General features: G+C 57.2%; 17 protein-coding genes and 5 tRNA genes. 4 read left to right on the top strand and 18 right to left on the bottom strand.

The window, feature by feature from the left end; translation table 11 throughout:
- Positions 1–411: 411 nt before the first annotated feature.
- From murA to ACUY2T_RS01460, 4 genes are all read right to left on the bottom strand, one after another.
- A complete protein-coding gene (gene murA, locus ACUY2T_RS01475; protein ID WP_448307146.1) occupies positions 412–1,668 on the bottom strand; it encodes a UDP-N-acetylglucosamine 1-carboxyvinyltransferase in 1,257 nt (418 codons plus the stop codon).
- A 57-nt stretch (positions 1,669–1,725) separates the two neighbouring features.
- Positions 1,726–2,586 carry an acetate metabolism transcriptional regulator RamA gene (gene ramA, locus ACUY2T_RS01470; protein WP_293791142.1) on the bottom strand — a complete coding sequence of 287 codons (861 nt, stop codon included), beginning with the start codon at positions 2,584–2,586 and terminating at the stop codon, positions 1,726–1,728.
- Positions 2,587–2,744: 158 nt separating this feature from the next.
- Positions 2,745–3,260, bottom strand: coding sequence for a DUF2505 family protein (locus tag ACUY2T_RS01465; RefSeq protein ID WP_448307144.1), 516 nt, complete (start codon positions 3,258–3,260; stop codon positions 2,745–2,747).
- A 59-nt stretch (positions 3,261–3,319) separates the two neighbouring features.
- Positions 3,320–4,147: an enoyl-CoA hydratase-related protein gene (locus ACUY2T_RS01460; RefSeq protein ID WP_448307142.1), complete on the bottom strand. Its 828-nt coding sequence runs from the start codon at positions 4,145–4,147 to the stop codon at positions 3,320–3,322.
- A 160-nt stretch (positions 4,148–4,307) separates the two neighbouring features.
- Between ACUY2T_RS01460 and cysK the strand changes: the two genes are divergently transcribed.
- Both cysK and epsC read left to right on the top strand, forming a co-directional pair.
- Positions 4,308–5,243, top strand: a complete 936-nt coding sequence (cysK, locus tag ACUY2T_RS01455) for a cysteine synthase A (protein ID WP_448307140.1) — start codon at positions 4,308–4,310, stop codon at positions 5,241–5,243.
- 159 nt (positions 5,244–5,402) lie between these two features.
- The gene (epsC, locus tag ACUY2T_RS01450) at positions 5,403–5,987 is read left to right on the top strand and encodes a serine O-acetyltransferase EpsC (protein ID WP_293791138.1); all 585 of its coding nucleotides are present in this window, start codon (positions 5,403–5,405) and stop codon (positions 5,985–5,987) included.
- 57 nt (positions 5,988–6,044) lie between these two features.
- On the opposite strand, the gene ACUY2T_RS01445 is transcribed toward epsC, so the two are convergent.
- The 8 genes from ACUY2T_RS01445 to ACUY2T_RS01410 form a co-directional block, all read right to left on the bottom strand.
- On the bottom strand, positions 6,045–6,332 hold the full coding sequence (locus tag ACUY2T_RS01445; RefSeq protein WP_366789375.1) for a GNAT family N-acetyltransferase: 288 nt from the start codon (positions 6,330–6,332) through the stop codon (positions 6,045–6,047).
- A 196-nt stretch (positions 6,333–6,528) separates the two neighbouring features.
- Positions 6,529–6,601 (bottom strand) — tRNA-Phe (locus ACUY2T_RS01440).
- A 35-nt stretch (positions 6,602–6,636) separates the two neighbouring features.
- Positions 6,637–6,710, bottom strand: a tRNA-Asp gene (locus tag ACUY2T_RS01435).
- Positions 6,711–6,962: 252 nt separating this feature from the next.
- Positions 6,963–7,036, bottom strand: a tRNA-Asp gene (locus ACUY2T_RS01430).
- 1 nt (position 7,037) lies between these two features.
- Positions 7,038–7,110, bottom strand: a tRNA-Glu gene (locus ACUY2T_RS01425).
- Between the two features lie 131 nt (positions 7,111–7,241).
- On the bottom strand, positions 7,242–8,330 hold the full coding sequence (locus ACUY2T_RS01420; RefSeq protein ID WP_448307137.1) for an alkene reductase: 1,089 nt from the start codon (positions 8,328–8,330) through the stop codon (positions 7,242–7,244).
- A gap of 132 nt (positions 8,331–8,462) precedes the next feature.
- Positions 8,463–8,535: transfer RNA gene (locus ACUY2T_RS01415), tRNA-Lys, on the bottom strand.
- Positions 8,536–8,632: 97 nt separating this feature from the next.
- Positions 8,633–10,138, bottom strand: coding sequence for an acetyl-CoA hydrolase/transferase family protein (locus ACUY2T_RS01410; RefSeq protein ID WP_448307135.1), 1,506 nt, complete (start codon positions 10,136–10,138; stop codon positions 8,633–8,635).
- A gap of 342 nt (positions 10,139–10,480) precedes the next feature.
- Between ACUY2T_RS01410 and dusB the strand changes: the two genes are divergently transcribed.
- On the top strand, positions 10,481–11,605 hold the full coding sequence (dusB, locus tag ACUY2T_RS01405) for a tRNA dihydrouridine synthase DusB (protein WP_293791150.1): 1,125 nt from the start codon (positions 10,481–10,483) through the stop codon (positions 11,603–11,605).
- Positions 11,606–11,685: 80 nt separating this feature from the next.
- Positions 11,686–12,426, top strand: coding sequence for a phosphate signaling complex protein PhoU (phoU, locus tag ACUY2T_RS01400; protein WP_448307133.1), 741 nt, complete (start codon positions 11,686–11,688; stop codon positions 12,424–12,426).
- Between the two features lie 9 nt (positions 12,427–12,435).
- Here phoU and ACUY2T_RS01395 read toward each other — a convergent pair whose 3' ends face one another.
- From ACUY2T_RS01395 to mshD, 6 genes are all read right to left on the bottom strand, one after another.
- Entirely contained in the window at positions 12,436–12,999 is a 564-nt protein-coding gene (locus tag ACUY2T_RS01395; protein WP_293791133.1) for a gluconokinase, read from the bottom strand.
- 195 nt (positions 13,000–13,194) lie between these two features.
- On the bottom strand, positions 13,195–13,971 hold the full coding sequence (gene pstB, locus ACUY2T_RS01390) for a phosphate ABC transporter ATP-binding protein PstB (protein ID WP_293791132.1): 777 nt from the start codon (positions 13,969–13,971) through the stop codon (positions 13,195–13,197).
- 119 nt (positions 13,972–14,090) lie between these two features.
- On the bottom strand, positions 14,091–15,011 hold the full coding sequence (gene pstA / locus ACUY2T_RS01385; RefSeq protein WP_448307130.1) for a phosphate ABC transporter permease PstA: 921 nt from the start codon (positions 15,009–15,011) through the stop codon (positions 14,091–14,093).
- Between the two features lie 12 nt (positions 15,012–15,023).
- On the bottom strand, positions 15,024–16,085 hold the full coding sequence (gene pstC / locus ACUY2T_RS01380; protein WP_448307128.1) for a phosphate ABC transporter permease subunit PstC: 1,062 nt from the start codon (positions 16,083–16,085) through the stop codon (positions 15,024–15,026).
- A gap of 174 nt (positions 16,086–16,259) precedes the next feature.
- Positions 16,260–17,357 (bottom strand): phosphate ABC transporter substrate-binding protein PstS, encoded by a 1,098-nt coding sequence (gene pstS / locus ACUY2T_RS01375; RefSeq protein WP_448307126.1) that lies wholly within the window; start codon positions 17,355–17,357, stop codon positions 16,260–16,262.
- 361 nt (positions 17,358–17,718) lie between these two features.
- A complete protein-coding gene (gene mshD / locus ACUY2T_RS01370; RefSeq protein ID WP_293791129.1) occupies positions 17,719–18,783 on the bottom strand; it encodes a mycothiol synthase in 1,065 nt (354 codons plus the stop codon).
- Positions 18,784–18,865 lie beyond the last annotated feature (82 nt).

The following is an 18,865-nucleotide window of genomic DNA, read 5'->3' as shown; positions in this document are numbered from 1 at the left end:
ACGAGAAGCTGAAACAAGTCACAAAGCAAAAGACATACAATGCATCAGAATCAACACAAAGGTTGGTCAACAAAGTATCTAAACTTGGTTCATCACGCTATTGAGTTCTCAAACAACCTACGCACACAACAAACAACACCACATCAACAGTGGCAGCCACGTTGCGACGGATTACGAGTGTAAAGCAACCGTGAATCAAAAGCAAATTCCCGGTAAACAACCCGTTGCACTCGCACACAACAAAGACTGTTTTTACAGCTAAAGTGATTAGCCAGACACGCTCATCAAAGGCTTGCTGCAAGCTACTCACTCACAGCGCCGTGTCGCGCTGACTCGAATAAATGTACACACACCCAAACACAAACACAAACAACCAGGTCAACACCGGTTCCTGAGCAATATCAAACGCTTCTAACGCTGGACTCGCTCGATCTCTGCCCCCAAGGAGCGCAACTGCTCCGGGAACTCCGGGTAGCCACGGTCGATGTGGTACACGTCGTGCACTTCGGTCTGCCCGTCTGCAACCAAGCCAGCCAGCACCAAACCGGCACCGGCTCGAATGTCAGAACTCCATACCGGAGCCGAAGAGAGCCGCTCCGTTCCGCGGATCACTACGTGGTGGCCATCGATACTTGCATCCGCACCGAGGCGCATCATCTCATCGACAAAGCGGAAGCGAGACTCGAAGATGTTCTCCGTAATCACGCTCATCCCCTCACTCACGGTGCACAGCGCAATCGCCATCGGCTGCAGGTCGGTCGGGAACCCTGGGAACGGCAACGTCTGATAATCCACCGCCTTAGGGCGCTCTACCTGCACCACTCGGAACCCAGTCGGATACGTCTCCACCTGGGCGCCCGCCAGTTTTAGCTTCTCCAACACCAAATGCAGATGCTGCGGATCAATACCACCGACCGTGATGTCGCCCTGTGTCATCGCCGCCGCATAAGCCCAGGTGCCGGCGACGATACGATCGCCCACAACCTCGTGATTCACTGGGGTTAGTCGCTCCACCCCCTCCACGGTGATCGTGTTAGATCCGGCTCCACTGATCTTGGCACCCATTTCCACAAGCATGTTGCACAGATCCACGATCTCTGGCTCACGTGCTGCGTTATCCAAGGTGGTGGTTCCCTCTGCCAAAACGGCGGCAGTCAGAATATTCTCCGTTGCCCCCACCGAGGGGAAGTCCAATTTGATCTGAGCCCCATGGAGCTCTTCGGCTTCGGCGACCAAGCAACCATGCTCAATCTTGGTGGTTGCTCCAAGTAATTCCAGTCCAGATTGGTGCATATCAAGAGGACGGGAACCGATGGCGTCACCACCGGGAAGGGCGACCCGCGCCTTGAGGCGACGAGAAGTTAGCGGCCCCAAGACCGCGACGGATGCACGGAACTGACGTACGGCCTCGAAGTCCGCGTTGTACTCGATTTCCTCAGGAGTGGTGATGCGAACGACAGAACCGTCGAGCTCCACCTCGCAGCCCAGGCCACGCAGAACCTCGGCCATGTAGGGCACATCGGCAATTTCTGGGCAGTTGGTCAACGTGGTGGTTCCAGGCGCCAAAAGTGCAGCTGACATGAGCTTAAGCACGCTGTTCTTTGCGCCGGACACCTTGATGGCGCCCTGCAGCCTGGTTCCACCGGTTACTACGAAGCTGTCTTTCACGCCCCCTAGCCTACAAAAAATCGCCCCACTCATGGCGGGGCGAGAAACAGGGCTAGATCAGGGCAGTGCGCCGATACGCCGTGCTGCGTTAACAGCCTCGTAGCGAGTGTGCGCTCCGAGCTTGCGCATGACAGAGCGTAGGTAGCTCTTCACCGTCTCTGCACCAATCCCCATCTCGGCTGCGGCTTCCACATTGGTGTGACCGAGAGCCACGCAGGCCAAAACATCCAGCTCACGCGCAGAAAGCTTGGTGGTCTGCTTCACGCGCACTGGGGAGACCATTTGGTCGCATAGGACTTCAAGATCTCGCCGCAGTTCATCGTCACCCACACGGTTTGCGAGCATGCGAAGCTTGCTGTGAGTGGCGCGCACCTGTTCCCATTCGGCGCCGGACATCGATCGCACCTGCTTATTTGTGGAGGACGCCGCCGCGTTTGCACCACGACCGGCCTCATTCGTACGCAGCGCCTCATTGACTGCAATGTCCTGCTCCAGGCAACGCGCGGTCATGGTGACCTCTTCGAGCACCTTGTCTCCCATGCGAGCACGAGAGTGCACGCCCGCATACAGCACGCCCCGCACCTCGCGCTTCACGATCACGGGCACGGCAACTACGGAGTGCAGTCCTTCATCTCGAATGTGACGGTCAAAGTCGTGGCTAATGGACTTAGCTCGGGTGTAGTCGGAGACTCCTACGGGACGGCGGGTGGTTACGACGCGGCCACCGACGCCTGCGCCTGGTGCAATCTCAAGGTTGTGCAGCGCCGGCGTGCGCAGCCCTACCCACTTGGAGATCCGCAGCTTTCCTTCGGCGGAGCTCGCCGCGTACATCGTCACCGGGATGCCAGTCGCGTTTTTTAGAGAATTCAGCGCAGAAATGATGACATCTTCGTCATCGCGTTGCCGCTGCTGGTCCACCTGTTCACTCCTCAAACTTGACCTGTGGCGCCTAGCCTTTCGCGGGCATAGACGCCGTGTGAGTAGGGAGTATAGTTCACCCCCTAGCTACCCCCAAAACTGCCCCCATGCTTTCATCAGCAAAAAGGTGCACATCCACTCCTAACCTTTTTGGGGTCTTATTGAGCCTCCGTGACACTTAGATTCCGAATGCGCGCCAGGCTATCGTCGACAACCTTGTCCGAAGTTTTGAGCAGGTGCTTTTCCAGCTTGCCTGAGATCAATGGGATTGATGCTTTTGCCGTGAGGATCGCCTCGACCGTTGTCAGGTCTGAGTCCGCCGCCGCATAGATAAAACGGGTTTCCATTGTCCCCATCCCCATCGGCAGCTCCATCGTCGACGTCGCCTCGAACGCACCTTCTTCGTCTGGTTGCGACACATAGGTTTCTTGGAAAGCTAGGGGTTTCGTCCTGTCCTCGGAAAGCTCTTCTAGCTCTTTTTGGGACGCCCTCACGCCAACCCGCGCCCACACTCGACCATCGGGGAGCTCTTTCCGCTTCGCCTCAACAATTTGAGAGTCCGACTTCTCAACCATTCCCTCATCGGTCAGAAGGAACCGTTCGCCCGAGACAACCTCGTAGACCTCGTGAATGGACAGTTCAATGGTGCGGTTGACTTGCTTGGAATGTGCCATAGCCGCAATTGTGCCAGGTTTAACCAAGGAGGGGTTGGCAATGTTTGGGGGGCTAGCGCCTAGCGGTGCTTCCACTCCGGCTTACGCTTCTCCACGAAGGCGGCCATGCCTTCCTTCTGATCCGCAGTGTCGAACAGGCGCCAGAACTGCTGGCGTTCGGCCTCCACGCCCTCATCCAGAGTGGAGCGGTATGCCTCGTCCACCATCTCAGTGGCGGCGGCCAGTGCAACGTGGGACATGCTTGCAACCTTCGCCGCTACCTTTTGAACCTCGTCGGCGAAGCCCTCTGCCGGCAGAATCCGGGAAACCAAGCCACAGCGTTCAGCCTCCTCGGCATCCATCATGCGCCCAGTAAGGATCAGATCCATGGCCTTGTACTTCCCCACAGCACGAGTTAGTCGCTGGGTGCCACCCATACCCGGAATAATGCCCAATGTGATCTCCGGCTGTCCGAACTTGGCGGACTCGCTAGCCAGCAGAATATCGCCCAGCATAGCTAGTTCGCAGCCTCCGCCGAGAGCAAATCCGGAGACCGCGGTGATCAGCGGGGTCTTCAGCTGGGCCAACTTTTCCCAATCTCCAAAGAGGCGCTTTTCGGCTACCTCTGGGTAGACCTCGTCCTTCATTTCCTTGATATCAGCACCGGCAGCAAAACTCTTTTCGCTGCCGGTGATGACGATTGCGCCAATCGCCGGGTCGGCATCCAACGCCTGAGCAGCCGGAACGATTTCGGAAAGCACAGCACTGTTCAGCGCGTTAAGTGCCTTTGGTCGGTCCAGGGTGATCGTTGCGACGGCACCATTGACGGCTACCTGAATGGTTTCATAAGGCTGGTCGGGGTTCACGGGGTTTACTGAAGTTTGGTTTTCGGAAGTCATGGTTGCCATTGAACCAAATCCCCTGAATCTGCGTCTGAGATTCTGGCAAAGCTTTGGGTGCGAAAGGGCGTCACGAGAGAGCGGCCAAACTCAACAGTGGTGTAGGCCGACAAAGAGGTGTAAACTACCCGATATAGACCGATCAGTCTAGAATGAAAGGATCGCCCCCATGGCGAAGATTTACAACAACATCACCGAGCTCATCGGCGGCACTCCCCTAGTTAAGCTGGGCGCCTTCGGCGAAGGCCTGAAGGCTAACATCCTGTTGAAGCTAGAAGCTTTTAACCCGGCTAACTCCGTGAAGGATCGCATCGGTAAGGCCATCATCGAGGCAGCTGAGAAGGACGGCACGTTGAAGCCGGGCGGCACCATTGTCGAGGCAACCTCCGGCAATACCGGTATCGCACTAGCAATGGTCGGCGCCGCGAAGGGCTACAAGGTTGTCCTAACCATGCCGGAGACCATGTCGAACGAGCGTCGTATTATGCTGCGTGCCCTGGGCGCAGAGCTCGTACTAACCCCCGGCCCCGGCGGCATGCAGGGCGCGGTAGATAAGGCCAACGAGATCGTTGAGAGCACCGACAACGCCATCCTGGCACGCCAGTTCGCTAACCCGGCCAACCCAGAGATCCACTACAACACCACTGGTCCAGAGATCTGGGAAGACACCGACGGTGAGGTAGACATTTTTGTTGCAGGTGTGGGCACCGGCGGCACCGTCTCCGGCGCAGCGAAGTACCTGAAGGAAAAGAACGAGAAGATCGAGATCGTTGGCGTAGAGCCAGCAGATTCCCCGTTGCTGACCGAAGGCCGCTTCGGACCGCACAAGATCCAAGGCCTGGGCACCAACTTCTTCCCGGAGAACCTCAACAAGGACATCCTGGATCGCGTCATCGATGTTCGGCTGGAGAACGCCACCACGACCGCACGCGAGCTAGCCAAGGCCGAGGGCATTCTCTCCGGCATCTCCTCCGGTGCCGCCGTCTGGGCAGCACTGGAAGAGGCCAAGAAGGACGAGAACGAGGGCAAGACCATCGTCGTTATCGTTCCGGACTTCGGCGAGCGCTACGTCTCCACCCTGCTGTTCGACGACCTGCGCGACTAGTTCTCCGCCCAGCATCCCAGCCACAGAAGTAGGCGCTACCCCCTTTTTCCACCTTGCGGTGAAATAGGAGGCAGCGCCTTCTCGTTATAGTGGCTGCGAAAGTTCTTTAGGGCACCTATCTCCCGCCCCTCTATAACCTCCGACCGAAAGACCACACCCTTGAGCATTCTTGGACGCATCCGCGAGGATCTTAACAATGCCCGCGAGCACGACCCAGCGGCCCGTGGCGACGTGGAAAACGCCATCGTGTACTCCGGCCTTCACGCCATCTGGGCGCACCGTGTCTCCCACGCACTGTGGACGCGCGGCCACCGCAGCATCGCCCGCATCATTAGCCAGGCCACTCGCGCTCTAACCGGCATTGAGATCCACCCGGGCGCCACCATCGGCCGGAGGTTCTTTATCGACCACGGCATGGGAGTGGTCATCGGTGAAACAGCGGAAATCGGCGATGACGTGATGCTGTATCACGGGGTAACCCTGGGAGGGTCCGAGCTTGTTCAATGCAAGCGTCACCCAACCATCGGCAATGGGGTGATGATCGGTGCTGGTGCAAAGGTTCTGGGTCCCATCACCATCGGCGAGGGCTCCGCGATTGGCGCCAACGCCGTGGTTACCAAGGATGCTCCCCCACACTCAATCCTCACCGGCATTCCGGCAAAGATTCGTCCCCGCAAGCCGGAGCAGAACACTCCGCTGGTGGACGCCGTGAAGTGGGTCGACGACATGCAGAACAACATCTAAGCGTTCACCACAGCGCCCCTGCGGAGCTTTCCCTTCGAGACCTTTCTCAGTGGGACGCTACGAGGCCAGCAGCTCTTTGAATTCCGGGTTCTTCTCCACGAACGCCGCGACAGCCGAGCAGCTGGCCTTAATCTTTAGGTTCGCCTCCTTTGTACCCAGCAGAGCCTCACTAATAAGAGGCTTGGACAAGCCCTGACCGCGGTACTTCGGATCCACCACAGTGTGGTTGAAGTCTCGTACCCCATCAGCCTGGGAGTACTCTGCAAAGCCAGCCTCCTGGTCATCGACGTAGATGACAAAACGACCCTGGTCTTCATCGTGAACAATGCTCTTCGTGCCTGACATTGCGGTGTCTTTCCTTTCGATTCTCTGCCGTTTGCTCTGTACTCGACTACGCTGCATTCGACTACTCGGCACTCGACTACTCAGTACCGAAACAACGTTTATAGCGTCCATGTCGTACACCGCCAGTGTACGTTGACGCACAGAGGCAGAAACACGGCAAAACCCCGGTAGCGTCATTGCTACCGGGGTTGGAATGTGGCCAGAGCCGGGATCGAACCGGCGACCTTTCACTTTTCAGGCGAACGCTCTACCAACTGAGCTATCTGGCCTTCGTGCTCGACCGCTTCCGATCCGAACATCGAAGCGACCCTGACGGGACTTGAACCCGCGACCTCCGCCGTGACAGGGCGGCGCGCTAACCAACTGCGCCACAGGGCCAACATTGCCTGCACAACTAAATAAAACGACCAGACAACAACTTGTCTAAGCCGTCTGTTGCACGAGAATAGACTCTACACAGTGACAAACTTCTAAGGCAAATCAGCTGTTCAACGACAGTTTCTGGAATAACTTCGCTTCACTGTCGAAGTATGAATCGCTTGGAGAATGTGGGCGTCAAAAAGAAAGCAAAAAGAAAAGAGCCCTCCCGGCGCACAAACACCGGAAAGACTCCAAAAAGCTCTTAACTTGCGACCCTGACGGGACTTGAACCCGCGACCTCCGCCGTGACAGGGCGGCGCGCTAACCAACTGCGCCACAGGGCCGTACTCCCAACGGGATTCGAACCCGTGTTACCGCCGTGAAAGGGCGGGGTCCTAGGCCTCTAGACGATGGGAGCTCTACAAAGTAAGCCAACGAATCACCGCAGGCTTGCTTAGCAGCTTGATCAGTTTAAACCAGGGGCCAGCGACAGAACAAATCGCCCGTTGAGGTGGGCAAAGCAGCCCCCTACCCCGCTACGACTACGCACTAGTCAGAGACAGACGGGTAATCCGTGTAGCCACGCTCACCACCCACGTAGAACGTGGACTGATCTGGCTCATTGAGGGGCAAATCCTCGCGCCAGCGGCGCACCAAGTCCGGGTTGGCAATCAACTGACGGCCGACTACGACAGCATCCACGTAGTCCAGCTCTAGCTCACGCTGCGCATCCTCCTGAGTAGTCACGGTGCCGAAACCGTCGTTCATGAGTACCTTTGTCACACCGTTAGCGCGAGCCTTGTTTGCCAGAGTCGAGATCAGCTCGCTTTCCGGGTGCGCGTGCAGGAAAGACACATAGGCAAGGTTCAACGGGGCGATGGCATCCAGTAGGCCTCCATATGTGGCCACCATGTCCGCCTCGTCTTCCTCAATGACCCCTTGCACATTGTGCCCTGGCGAGAAGCGCACTCCTACGCGGTCGGCGCCGATTTCTTCTACTAGCGCGCGGATTACCATCTCCGACAGACGCCAACGGTTTTCCGAACTGCCGCCGAACTCATCCTCGCGTTGATTGGACGAAGGTGCCAAGAACTCGTGAAGCAAATAGCCGTTTGCGTTGTGGATTTCCACGCCGTCAATTCCCGCGTCGATAGCCCGCCGTGCAGCGCTGCGGAATTCCTCTACGATTCGCGGAATTTCCTCTGTTTCCAGTGCGCGCGGCACTGGAGCCGACATTTTTCCAGCGAATCCACGAACCTGTCCATCCCAATTCAGCGCGCTGGGCGCTTCTGCTTGAGCTCCATCAATGAGATCCGGGTGGCTGGTGCGTCCACCGTGCATGATCTGCATGAAAATAACTCCGTTGGCGTTGTGCACCTCATTAGCCACGTCGCGCCATCCAGCCGCGTGCTCATCGCTTGCAATGCCCGCCTGGCCCGGAAACGCACGATTCGTCCACGCGGGGAAGGTGCCTTCGGTAACGACCAGCCCGGCGCTGGCGCGCTGGGAATAGTACTTCGCATGCAGTTCGCTCGGCAGGCCGCTGTGGCCTGCACGCTGACGTGTCAGCGCTGCCATGGTCACACGGTTGCTCAAGTTATAACGGCCAAGGTTCAAGGAAGAAAACAATGTTGGCATGTCATTCTCAACGGAATTTCGCGCAAGATTGTTCCAACTTCCGCGCACTAATTCCCAGCCGACAACACCAAAACCCCGCCACAGCGCACCCATGATCTCCATGGAAGCGCCGCGACGGGGTAATTGCGAATGTGGGCCCTGTGGGGCTCGAACCCACGACCTGCGGATTAAAAGTCCGTAGCTCTACCAACTGAGCTAAAGGCCCAACGGGGAGCATTCTATCTAACGCCTATGCGAAGCAGAAAATTGCCCCCACCACATAGCTACGCGCAACAGACATGCGCCCAGCCATGAACCCGGCTTTAGCCCTTCATAGTGCCCTTCTCCGCCAGGTTGATGTGGAAATCGAAAGCGGTCTTCAGATCGTGCGGAGTCTGCAGATAGTGCCCCTCAGAGCACGCACGCTCGTAGTACTCCTCCAGCAGCGGACGATAATCCGGGTGAGCGATGGAGATGATCTTCGGGACGCGCTGACGCGGCGCGAGACCACGCAGATCGGCATAACCATACTCAGTGATTACGACCATCGTGTCGTGCTCCGTGTGGTCAATGTGGGAAGCGAAAGGAACGACCGCGGAGATCGCACCATCCTTCGCTGTGGACGGCGAGATAAAGGTGGACAGGAACGCGTTACGCGTGAAGTCGCCGGAGCCGCCGATACCATTCATAACCCGAGAGCCCGCCACGTTGGTGGAGTTCACATTGCCGTAGATGTCGCAACCGATCATGCCATTAGACGCGATCAGACCAGTACGGCGAATTACCTCAGGGTGGTTAGAGATCTGCTGCGGACGCAGGACAATGTGCTCGCGGTAGCGCTTAGCCTCTTCATTCATTTTCTTTGCATAGTCCGGAGACAGCGCGAAAGAAGTAGCGGAGGCGACGGTCATCTTGCCATTGTCGATAAGATCCAGCATGCCGTCCTGGATCACCTCGGTGTAGGCCTGAATGTTTTCGAACTTAGAATCCAGCAGGCCTGCCATCACAGCGTTCGGGACGTTTCCGACGCCGGACTGCATAATGTAGCCGTCGTACGTGAGGCGCCCTGCCTCAACCTCTCCCTCCAGCAGATCTAGGAAGTGGCCGGCGATCTTTTCGGAGATCTCGTCGGTCGGCTTGAACGGTGCGTTGCGATCCTCCGCGTTGGTCTTTACAACAGCTACGACCTTGTTTTGGTCGACTGGAATGAAGGTGGTGCCAATGCGGTCGCCGGGGCGGTTGATCGGAATTGGGGTGCGGTTAGGCAGATCCTGGATCTTGTAAATGTCGTGCATGCCCTCCAGGTCGAGAGACTGCCACTCATTCACCTCGATAATGATCTTGCGTGCAGAGTTTAGGTACTCCACGTTGTTACCCACAGCCGAGGAAGGAATGATGTTGCCAGCTTCGTCAATACGCACAGCCTCCACCACGGCAACGTCGAGATTGCCGAAGAAGCCCTCCTCTACCTGCTGACCCAGGTGGGAAAGGTGGATGTCCTGGTACAGGATCTCGCCCGCGTTGATCTTCTTGCGCATCGTCGGGTCAGAGGCGTAAGGGGTGCGGTAACGCACTGCGTCCGCTTCCGCCAGTACACCGTCGCAATCGGGAGCGGTGGAAGCTCCGGTAAACACGTCGATTTGGAAATCTTCGCCTCGCTCATGCAGCTCCTTAGCTTTCTTCGCGATGGCGCTAGGCAAAGCCTTGGGATAACCCGCGCCGGTGAAGCCAGACATGCCAACCTTGTCTCCATGGTTGACGAACTGCGCCGCCTCCTCCGCAGAAACGACCTTGGACTTATAAAACTCGTTGGCAATGCGCTCAGACATCGGTTCCTCCTCGATTGCGGTGTAGCGAGTAGCGGTTTCTCCGCTTTGTTTTCTCAGCCTACATAAATGTGACTTAGCTCGCCTTCACCGTCCAGCCTATTGTTGAACAATCAATGTTGCTACTTCGGCCTATGTTTTACGGCAGCTCTTGACGCCCTTTGGTATTCTTCCCTCCCCAGTGTGAGAATGGTGCCCGTGACTACATCGACCGCAACCCCCACCTCCACCACCGCGAACCGCGCAACCAGCAGTGCCACCCCTGCTAATACTGCCGTTCGAGGCCAACACAGTTCCGATCGCCCGCAAAACACCACCGGCTTCCGGGGGCTGCAGATCGGCAGGATGCAGCTCGACTCCCCTGTGGTTCTGGCTCCCATGGCCGGCGTGACGAACGTCGCTTTTCGCAGCCTGTGCCGCGAACAAGAACGCGAGCGCATGGGCTCTGTCGCCGGCCTCTATGTATGCGAGATGGTAACTGCGCGAGCGCTGGTCGAGCGCAATCCGAAAACTCTGCATATGACGACCTTTGCTCCGGACGAGAATCCGCGAAGCCTGCAGCTGTACACGACTGACCCGGAGTACACCTACAAGGCAGCAAAGATGATTGTCGACGAGAACCTCGCCGACCATATCGATATGAACTTCGGCTGTCCCGTGCCGAAAGTCACCCGTCGCGGTGGCGGTTCCGCCTTGCCCTATAAGCGCAAGCTCTTTGGCAACATCGTCGCTGCAGCGGTCAAAGCGACTGAAGGTACGGACATCCCGGTCACCGTAAAGATGCGCGTCGGCATCGACGATGAACACCACACACATCTGGATGCAGGTCGCATCGCAGTGGAAGAAGGCGCGGCTGCCGTAGCGCTCCACGGTCGCACGGCTGCGCAGCGATACTCCGGCCGCGCGGATTGGAATGAGATCGCGCGCCTGAAGCAACACCTTGCTCACACTGGCATTCCCGTTCTGGGAAATGGCGATATCTTCAAGGCGACAGATGCCCGGGCAATGATGGAACAGACCGGCTGTGATGGCGTCGTCGTTGGACGCGGATGCCTGGGGCGGCCGTGGCTATTCGCAGAACTGTCGGCAGAGCTGCGCGGGCTGCCAATCCCCTCTCAGCCCACCTTGGGAGAAGTCGCTCGCATCATCCTGCGACATGCCGAACTTCTGGCAGCCCACGACGGTGAGCAGAAAGCCTGCCGAGATCTACGCAAGCACATGACCTGGTACCTCCGCGGCTTCCCAGCTGGCGGCGATCTGCGCCGCAGTCTGTCGCGAGTCAGCAGCCTGGATGAATTGAAGACTGCTTTGAGTGAGGTTTGGGACTCGCCCGCCTTGGCCGAGGACGCCGATGGTGCTCGCGGTCGCCAAGGCTCCCCAGCTAAGGTTGCACTGCCCGATGGTTGGCTGGACGACCCGGAGGATGAGACGGTGCCCGATGGTGCCGACATCGAAAATAGCGGTGGCTAAACTCTAAGGTCATTTGTAGGGGCTAAACATCGGGGGTTGAACGTCAGCACAACCAAAAATCAAAGACTATAGTGCTGGGCATGCGCAAAGAGTACCGAAACCAGCTCCGGGACTTTAACCACAACATTTCACTCATGGCGGATTTCGTTCGCACTACCCTCAATTCCGCCACTCGTTCTCTCCTGGAAACTGATCTCGAGCTCGCGGAGAAGGTTCTCAGTAGCGTAGATACGCTGGAGGATCTACGCGTCAATTCGGTTGCGGCAGCCTTCCAACTTTTGGCCCTCGAGGCACCTGTTGCGCGCGACTTGCGATTCGTCGTCGCAGGCCAGCATATTGTCGAGGATTTCACTCGTATGGGCGCGCTTGCGGTGCATGTGGCGAAGGTGGCGCGGCGGCGTCATCCAGAAAATGCAGTACCGGCGCCCATTCGCCCCTATATCGAAGAAATGGCGCGCCAGTGCGACCAATCCGCGGAGAAGATCCAAGAGCTGCTACGCGATCATAATGTTGAGACTGCGCTCGATCTCATCAATGATGACGACGCGATCGACGACATCCACCGCCACCTCTTTCAGCTCACTACTCAGCGAGACTGGCCCCATTCCGTGCGTGAGGCTGTGGATCTCACGTTGCTTTCCCGTTACTTGGAGCGCTACTCGGACCATGCGGTGGAAATCGGCAATCGCATCGTCTTCATTGCCACGGGTCTCACTCCGGAGGAGTACCAGCGAAAGCAAGAGGACGATGAACTCGAAGAGCGCTTCCGTAAGAAGTTCGACGAGCTGCGCTATCGCTACGACACGAACTTCGACTACTAGTAGAATCCGCTAGCTGCTGTAGGCCTTTTGGGCAAACATGGCAGCGTTGAGGGAATCATCGAGCAACTGTTCCGGGGTACGGCGTACATCGAGCTGTATACCCTTCTCCCCTGGCGTGAGGCGCTGTAGATCCTCCAATTGCGCAACCAATAGTTCGCGTGGCATGTCAACATCGCCAACCCGATTTTCCATCCGCTCTGCAAGTACATCTTCGGTGCCGTATAGGTGCACGTAGAACACCGTCGCACCCTCCCCGATGTCGCTTAAGATCTCCCGGTGGTCAATGCGCAGTGCGGTGCAGGCTGTCACCGTGTTGTTCCCTTTAGCGGCCTCTCCCGCGATCCAGTCCCGCACGGTGCCCAACCACTTCTTGCGATGGTGCTCAGCGGGTAGTCGGCCGTCTTGCAGGATCTCCAATGCGCCCTCCGGGTGCAGGTCATCTGCTTCTTGGAGCTGCCAGCCGGTCTTCTCGGCGATGGCGCGTGCCAACGTTGTCTTGCCGCTGCCGCTTACTCCCATCACTACGATGTGGAGGGTTGCCGGTGCCTTCGGGCTAGGCTCTGTGCCAGACATGGTGCTTCCTTTCTGGTTGCGGGGCCTTCACTGCCTCCAGTATGCCGTTTCTTTTTGCTATTGACGCCAAAAGCGGGGTTCCGGTGTACCCGGAACCCCGCTAGTGGGTGGCAGGCTCAGCATGAACCGGCCAATATGACACTTTGTGGATTCTCTATTTCCTCTTCTACCTGTAGGCCAGGCGAAGATTGAGTTTTATCCGAAGCGACCGGAGATGTAGTCCTCGGTCTCCTTCTGCTGCGGGTTCTCGAAAATCTGCTTAGTCGGGCCCACCTCGACCAGCTTGCCGGGCTTGCCGGTAGCTTCCAAGGAGTAGAAAGCGGTCTGGTCGGACACACGGGCTGCCTGCTGCATGTTGTGCGTCACGATAACAATGGTGAAGTCTTCCTTCAGCTCGTGGATCAGATCCTCGACTGCCAGGGTGGAGATCGGGTCAAGTGCGGAGCAAGGCTCGTCCATCAGCAGAACTTCCGGCTCGACAGCGATAGCGCGGGCGATGCACAGACGCTGCTGCTGACCACCCGAGAGGCCACCGCCCGGCTTGTCCAGACGATCCTTAACCTCGTCCCACAGGTTGGAGCCACGCAGCGCACGCTCTGCAACCTCGCGGAGCTTCTTCTTGTTCTTCTCACCAGACAGCTTCAGACCGGCAACGACATTCTCTTCGATGGACATCGTCGGGAACGGGTTAGCCTTCTGGAAAACCATGCCGATGGTGTTGCGGACGGCCACTGGGTCGATCTTGGAGCCGTAGATGTCCTCACCGTCGAGCAGGATCTCACCCTTGACATAAGCACCGGGGATTACCTCGTGCATACGGTTCAGGGTGCGCAGCACTGTGGACTTGCCACAGCCGGACGGGCCGATGAAGGCGGTAACTGCCTTCGGCGGGATGTGCAGGTTGACGTTCTGAACGGCGTGGAAATCGCCGTAGTAAATGTTGACGTCATTGAGGTCTAGGCGCTTAGCCATTGTGTTGTTCTCCTAGGGTCCTAGGGTTGGCCACCCTCTATGTATGGAGTGGTCGGTTTGTGCAATTGGAAAGGCTTTGTTTTGTTGTAGTCCCGGCAGGACTAAGGCTCTTGGTCGCCTTAGACCTTGACCGAGTAGCGCTTCGAAATCAGACGGGCGCCAATCATCAGAACGGCGACCAGGAGTACCAGGGTCAGTGCGCAGCCCCACAGGCGCTCCAACACGACCTCGTTACTTCCGGCGCCATAGAGGTCAACCATGTACAGCGGCAGGGACTGCTGGCCACCTTCGAACGGGTTCCAGTTGATCTTGGTGGTGGAACCAACCAGGATCAGCACCGGTGCGGACTCGCCCATCACACGGGCAACAGCCAGCATGATGCCGGTGACAATGCCGGATAGAGCCGTCGGGAGCACGATTTTGACGATGGTCTTCCACTTCGGCACGCCCAGTGCATAAGAGGCTTCACGCAGGTCCATTGGAACAACGCGCAGCATCTCTTCTGCGTTGCGCACGATGATCGGAACCATCAACAGCACCAAAGCAAGGGAAACGGCGAAACCGGAGCGCTCGAAGCCAAACATGGTGATCCACATTGCGTACACGAACAGGGCAGCAACGATGGACGGGACACCGGTCAGGATGTCGACCATGAAGGTTGTGATCCTGCCGAGGAAATTACCGCGGGAGTACTCCACCAAGTAGATGGCGGTGAACACACCGATCGGGATGGACAATGCGGAAGTAACCAGAACCTGGGTCAGGGTACCGATGATTGCGTGGACAGCACCGCCGCCGGCCTTGTTACGGGGTTGGCCGACCATGTCGTACATCCACCAGTCAGGATTCAAAATTGCTGGCAGGCCTTCGCTGACAACCTTGAACAGCACCCACACCAGAGGCAGCAGGGCCAGGGCCATTGCAAAGTAGATGATGATGGTGGCGGCCTTGTCGGCAGCCTTGCGCTTACCAGAGATCTGAGTGAACAGGTCGGAGGACGAAGAGGACTTCTTCTTTTCTACAGCTACTGCATCAGTCATTGTTCTCGTCTCCTACTTCTTCGCCACAACGGCGCGGGCGGCGGCGTTAACCAGGAAGGTCAACAGGAATAGCACGAGGCCGGCAGAAATGTAGGCGCCCGCCTTCAGTTCGTCGTCGAACTCCGGTGCGGCAGCGGCGATGGCGGTCGCAAAGGTAGTACCACCGTCCATCAGCGAGCCGCGGAAGTCCGGAGCACTAGCGATAACCATGTACAGCGCCATGGTTTCACCCAGCGCGCGACCCAGACCCAGCATTGCACCGGAGATGTAGCCGGACAAACCAAAGGGAAGCACGGTCATGCGAACAACTTCCCACCGCGTTGCACCCAGAGCCAGGGCAGACTCAATCTGTCCCTTCGGGGTCTGGACGAAAACCTCACGGGTAGTAGCAGCGATCACAGGCAGAATCATGATTGCCAGAACGATGCCACCAGTGAAGATGTTTCGGGAGGTGGAGAATGGCGGGGAGCTTCCCTGCTGGTAGTTGAAGAGGAAGAACCCGCCTGCCCAACCGGACAGCCACTCGAAGAAGTCGCCCAGCACCGGTCCGAGCACGTAGGCACCCCAGATACCGAACACGATGGACGGCACTGCGGCCAGCAAGTCGATCATGAAGCCCAAGGGCTTGACCAGCTTCTTCGGGCAGTAGTTGGAAAGGAAGACAGCAATACCCAGAGCAACCGGCATAGCCAGGATCAGGGCGACGAGGGAAACTAGAACCGTGGTGAAGAACAGGTTCGGAATACCGAACTGCATCCAGCCACCGTCGTTGTTGACGTAGTCGGTATTCCAACGTTCACCGTAGGTAAAGAAGCTGAGGATACCGTCGCGCAAGCGATTCAACGCGGGAACTGCCTGCATGATCAGGAACAGGCCGATCAGTCCGATAATTACGGTGATCAGGATAGAAGAGGTCTTTGCCAGAGTTTCGAAGATGACATCACCAGGGCGCTTGACGTGGCCACCGCCGGAGCGCTGACTATTGTCCACCAGCTGGGTGTCTTTCTGCGGCTGAGCGGTGTCGCCCTTCGCCTCAGGGGACTTGGCGACCTCAACCTTATTGGCGTTTGCCATGAGGGATCCTTAAAGGTCGTTATTTAAAACAAGAATGAATGCAAGAAGTGTTTCTCGTCACTACAGCCACCGCATTCAGACCGTAACCCCCGGTCGCAAAACGAGCGGGGGTTACAGTGCAACGTGGCTTGCAGCGATAGCTCTTCAAAGAAAAGCTAGCTGAGGAACAAGCGACTACTTCAGAGCCTCAACAGCCTTTTCCAGCTTGGACTTGAACTCGCCGTCCAGCGGGATGTAACCCTGGTCAGCCAGGTCATCATTCTGGTTGTCCAGAATGGTGTACATGAAGTTCTTGACCAGCTTGGCGGTGTTTTCGTCGTAGCCAGCGGAGCAGACGATCTCGTAGGTGGTCAGAACCAGCGGGTACTCGCCCTCATTCTTCATGGAGTACAGAGCCTTGGAGTCAACAACCAGGTCGTTGCCCTCGCCCTTGAACTTAGCCTCGGACAGCGCCTTGTTGACGTTCTCCTTGTTCAGCTCAACCGGGCCAGCACCGAAGTCAACGTTGGCGACGCCAATCTTGTCGTTCTCCTCAGCGTAGCCTGCCTCAACGTAGGTGATTGCACCGTTGGTTTGAGCAACCTGGTCAGCGACACCCTTGGACTTCGGAGCACCGGTACCAACCTTGGTCGGGAACTGCTTGCCCTCGGAATCCCACTCGCCAGAGGAAGCGGAGAGGAACTTCTGGAAGTTGTCAGAGGTACCGGACTCGTCGGAGCGGTAAACAACCTGGATCGGATCGGAAGGCAGCTCAACGCCCTCGTTCTCAGCCTTGATGGCCTCGTCGTCCCACTTCTTGATCTCGCCCTTGAAGATCTTGGCGATGGTCTTGGTGGACAGGTTCAGGGTGTCTACGCCCTCCAGGTGGTAGGCGATGGCAACCGGGCCGATAACCATCGGCAGGTGCCAAGCGTCGTTACCCTTGCAGCGCTTCTTAGCGTCTGCAATCTGGTCGTCCTTCAGAGCGGAGTCGGAGCCAGCGAAGTCGACCTGGCCAGCGATGAACTTCTTCTGACCGTCACCGGAACCGGAAGCGGTGTAAGCCAGGGTAGCGCCGGTCTCAGAGAAAGCCGGGCCGAAGATGTTCTGGACAGCGTTGTCCTGAGAAGAAGCGCCCTCACCGCGAAGTTCGCCGGAGGCCTCCTCCATCTCGCGGGTGCTTTCGCTTTTGCTCTTTTCGTTGTTGTCAGCGTTGGAGCAGCCGGTCAGGATCAGGGAGCCAGCAATAATGGTTGCAGCTGCAGCGCTGGTGCGCTTCATGGTGAACTTCACGAGGTTTTCCTCCGAAAATGTCAGAACTAGAGAAAGTGTCATACAAGAACAGCCCGCAGATGCAGAGGCCGTTCATGCGTCACCAGAAAATCTAATCGGCGCTTATTGAATTAAAGAGTGCTGTAGGTTAACAAACAGTGAACTCTACTATCGGCGCAGGATAGCGCGTGTTCTTGGGTGACATTTTGGCGCCAGCACCCCTTGGAAATCACACCTAAAAGCTACCCCCTTGTGACAGAAAGTGACACAAATTAACTTAGATTTAACCAAATTTACGACTAGGCAAGCCTCCCCGCCCACGCCAAAACTACGCCACCCATATGTTTTGTTAAGGTTTTATTTACCTATTATCTAGTCGCTATTACAAACATCCGCGGTAGACTACGTCGGTGTGTACCACCTCAAATCCGAGGCATTTGTAGGTGGAAACAGCAGGAGCATTGTCTCCTTCCACGTACAACTCGATGTGGCCACAACCGTTTTCCACGAGCAGCTTCATTCCCAATAGGGTAACGGCTTGTCCCAGCCCCTTACCCCGTGCATCATCCGCAAGACATACAACATAAACCTCGCCTACTCGTTGACCGGACTCTTTTTCCTTTTCCTCCATCGGGATCTTCGTCCAATGGAAACCCACCAGCCGGTAGACATTAGCGTCCTCCACTGCGCTTTCTGCGGGACAGGGAATTCCCACTCGTTCGACAGCCGACTTCTGATTCCGAACCCAGAGCAAAATCACGCCATCCGGATCGAACCAGTTAGTGTCGCGAGCAGCCCGCAGACGTTCGACGTCCCATCCGCCCTGCTCTGGATGCCATGCAAACGCCTCATTATTTACCCGAACCCACTCAGCATCCACTGCGTCTGCGTCAAACCGAGCAACCGATTCGTTGTAGGACAACACTTCAATGCCGTGTTCTTCACAGAGTTCCTCCGCCTTCGCGCTCTCAGCTTCAAGCGTTTTGGCAGCCTTGGTCGCCGGCAGGCATTCCAAAGACATCTTCAGTAGTTCACGAGTACGACGGGCGTTTAACGACTCAACGAAACGCTGTGCACCAGCGGAATCTCCATGCGCCCATACATCGATCGCGCCGCTCACTCCCAGCTGATCGCGCAGCGCTTCAAACAAGGCGATACCCACCCCTCGATGTCGCACTTCTGGAGCAACTGCCAGCTCAATCACCAAATCCGGGTCCATCGCCAGCACGCCGACCACACGTTCCTTAGCAGCGTCTTCTGCGCCGTACTCATCGCTCACGGCGATGACGTGCTTGTGGCCAAAATCCTCGTTCATACCGCGGACGAAAGCCTCGCTGATCGCGGCGACGCCATCAGCCTCAGCGACTTCACGCAACACCTCGTGGACCCCCTCCAGCACCTCGGAGTGCTCCCACAGGTCTTCAAATGTGTTGTAGGTAATAGCCATGTGGCCAATTGTCCCCCAAATTCGGCATGTATGGGGCTGATTGACAGCATTCTTACACCTAGGTTGAGATTGAGATGGCTGA

The sequence above is a fragment of the Corynebacterium sp. 22-2729 genome (assembly GCF_053479475.1).
Note: the sequence above shows the minus strand (reverse complement) of the source record. Positions and strands in the feature narration are given on the sequence as shown.

What these genes read in the sequence shown, in the direction of transcription:
- ACUY2T_RS01465 (WP_448307144.1), bottom strand. Translation starts at nt 3,260, where the DNA reads ATGGCACATTCCAAGCAAGTCAACCGCACCATTGAACTGTCCATTCAC.
- ACUY2T_RS01460 (WP_448307142.1), bottom strand. Translation starts at nt 4,147, where the DNA reads ATGGCAACCATGACTTCCGAAAACCAAACTTCAGTAAACCCCGTGAAC.
- cysK (WP_448307140.1), top strand. Translation starts at nt 4,308, where the DNA reads ATGGCGAAGATTTACAACAACATCACCGAGCTCATCGGCGGCACTCCC.
- ACUY2T_RS01445 (WP_366789375.1), bottom strand. Translation starts at nt 6,332, where the DNA reads ATGTCAGGCACGAAGAGCATTGTTCACGATGAAGACCAGGGTCGTTTT.
- ACUY2T_RS01420 (WP_448307137.1), bottom strand. Translation starts at nt 8,330, where the DNA reads ATGCCAACATTGTTTTCTTCCTTGAACCTTGGCCGTTATAACTTGAGC.
- ACUY2T_RS01410 (WP_448307135.1), bottom strand. Translation starts at nt 10,138, where the DNA reads ATGTCTGAGCGCATTGCCAACGAGTTTTATAAGTCCAAGGTCGTTTCT.
- dusB (WP_293791150.1), top strand. Translation starts at nt 10,481, where the DNA reads ATGCAGCTCGACTCCCCTGTGGTTCTGGCTCCCATGGCCGGCGTGACG.
- phoU (WP_448307133.1), top strand. Translation starts at nt 11,686, where the DNA reads ATGCGCAAAGAGTACCGAAACCAGCTCCGGGACTTTAACCACAACATT.
- ACUY2T_RS01395 (WP_293791133.1), bottom strand. Translation starts at nt 12,999, where the DNA reads ATGTCTGGCACAGAGCCTAGCCCGAAGGCACCGGCAACCCTCCACATC.
- pstB (WP_293791132.1), bottom strand. Translation starts at nt 13,971, where the DNA reads ATGGCTAAGCGCCTAGACCTCAATGACGTCAACATTTACTACGGCGAT.
- pstA (WP_448307130.1), bottom strand. Translation starts at nt 15,011, where the DNA reads ATGACTGATGCAGTAGCTGTAGAAAAGAAGAAGTCCTCTTCGTCCTCC.
- pstC (WP_448307128.1), bottom strand. Translation starts at nt 16,085, where the DNA reads ATGGCAAACGCCAATAAGGTTGAGGTCGCCAAGTCCCCTGAGGCGAAG.
- mshD (WP_293791129.1), bottom strand. Translation starts at nt 18,783, where the DNA reads ATGGCTATTACCTACAACACATTTGAAGACCTGTGGGAGCACTCCGAG.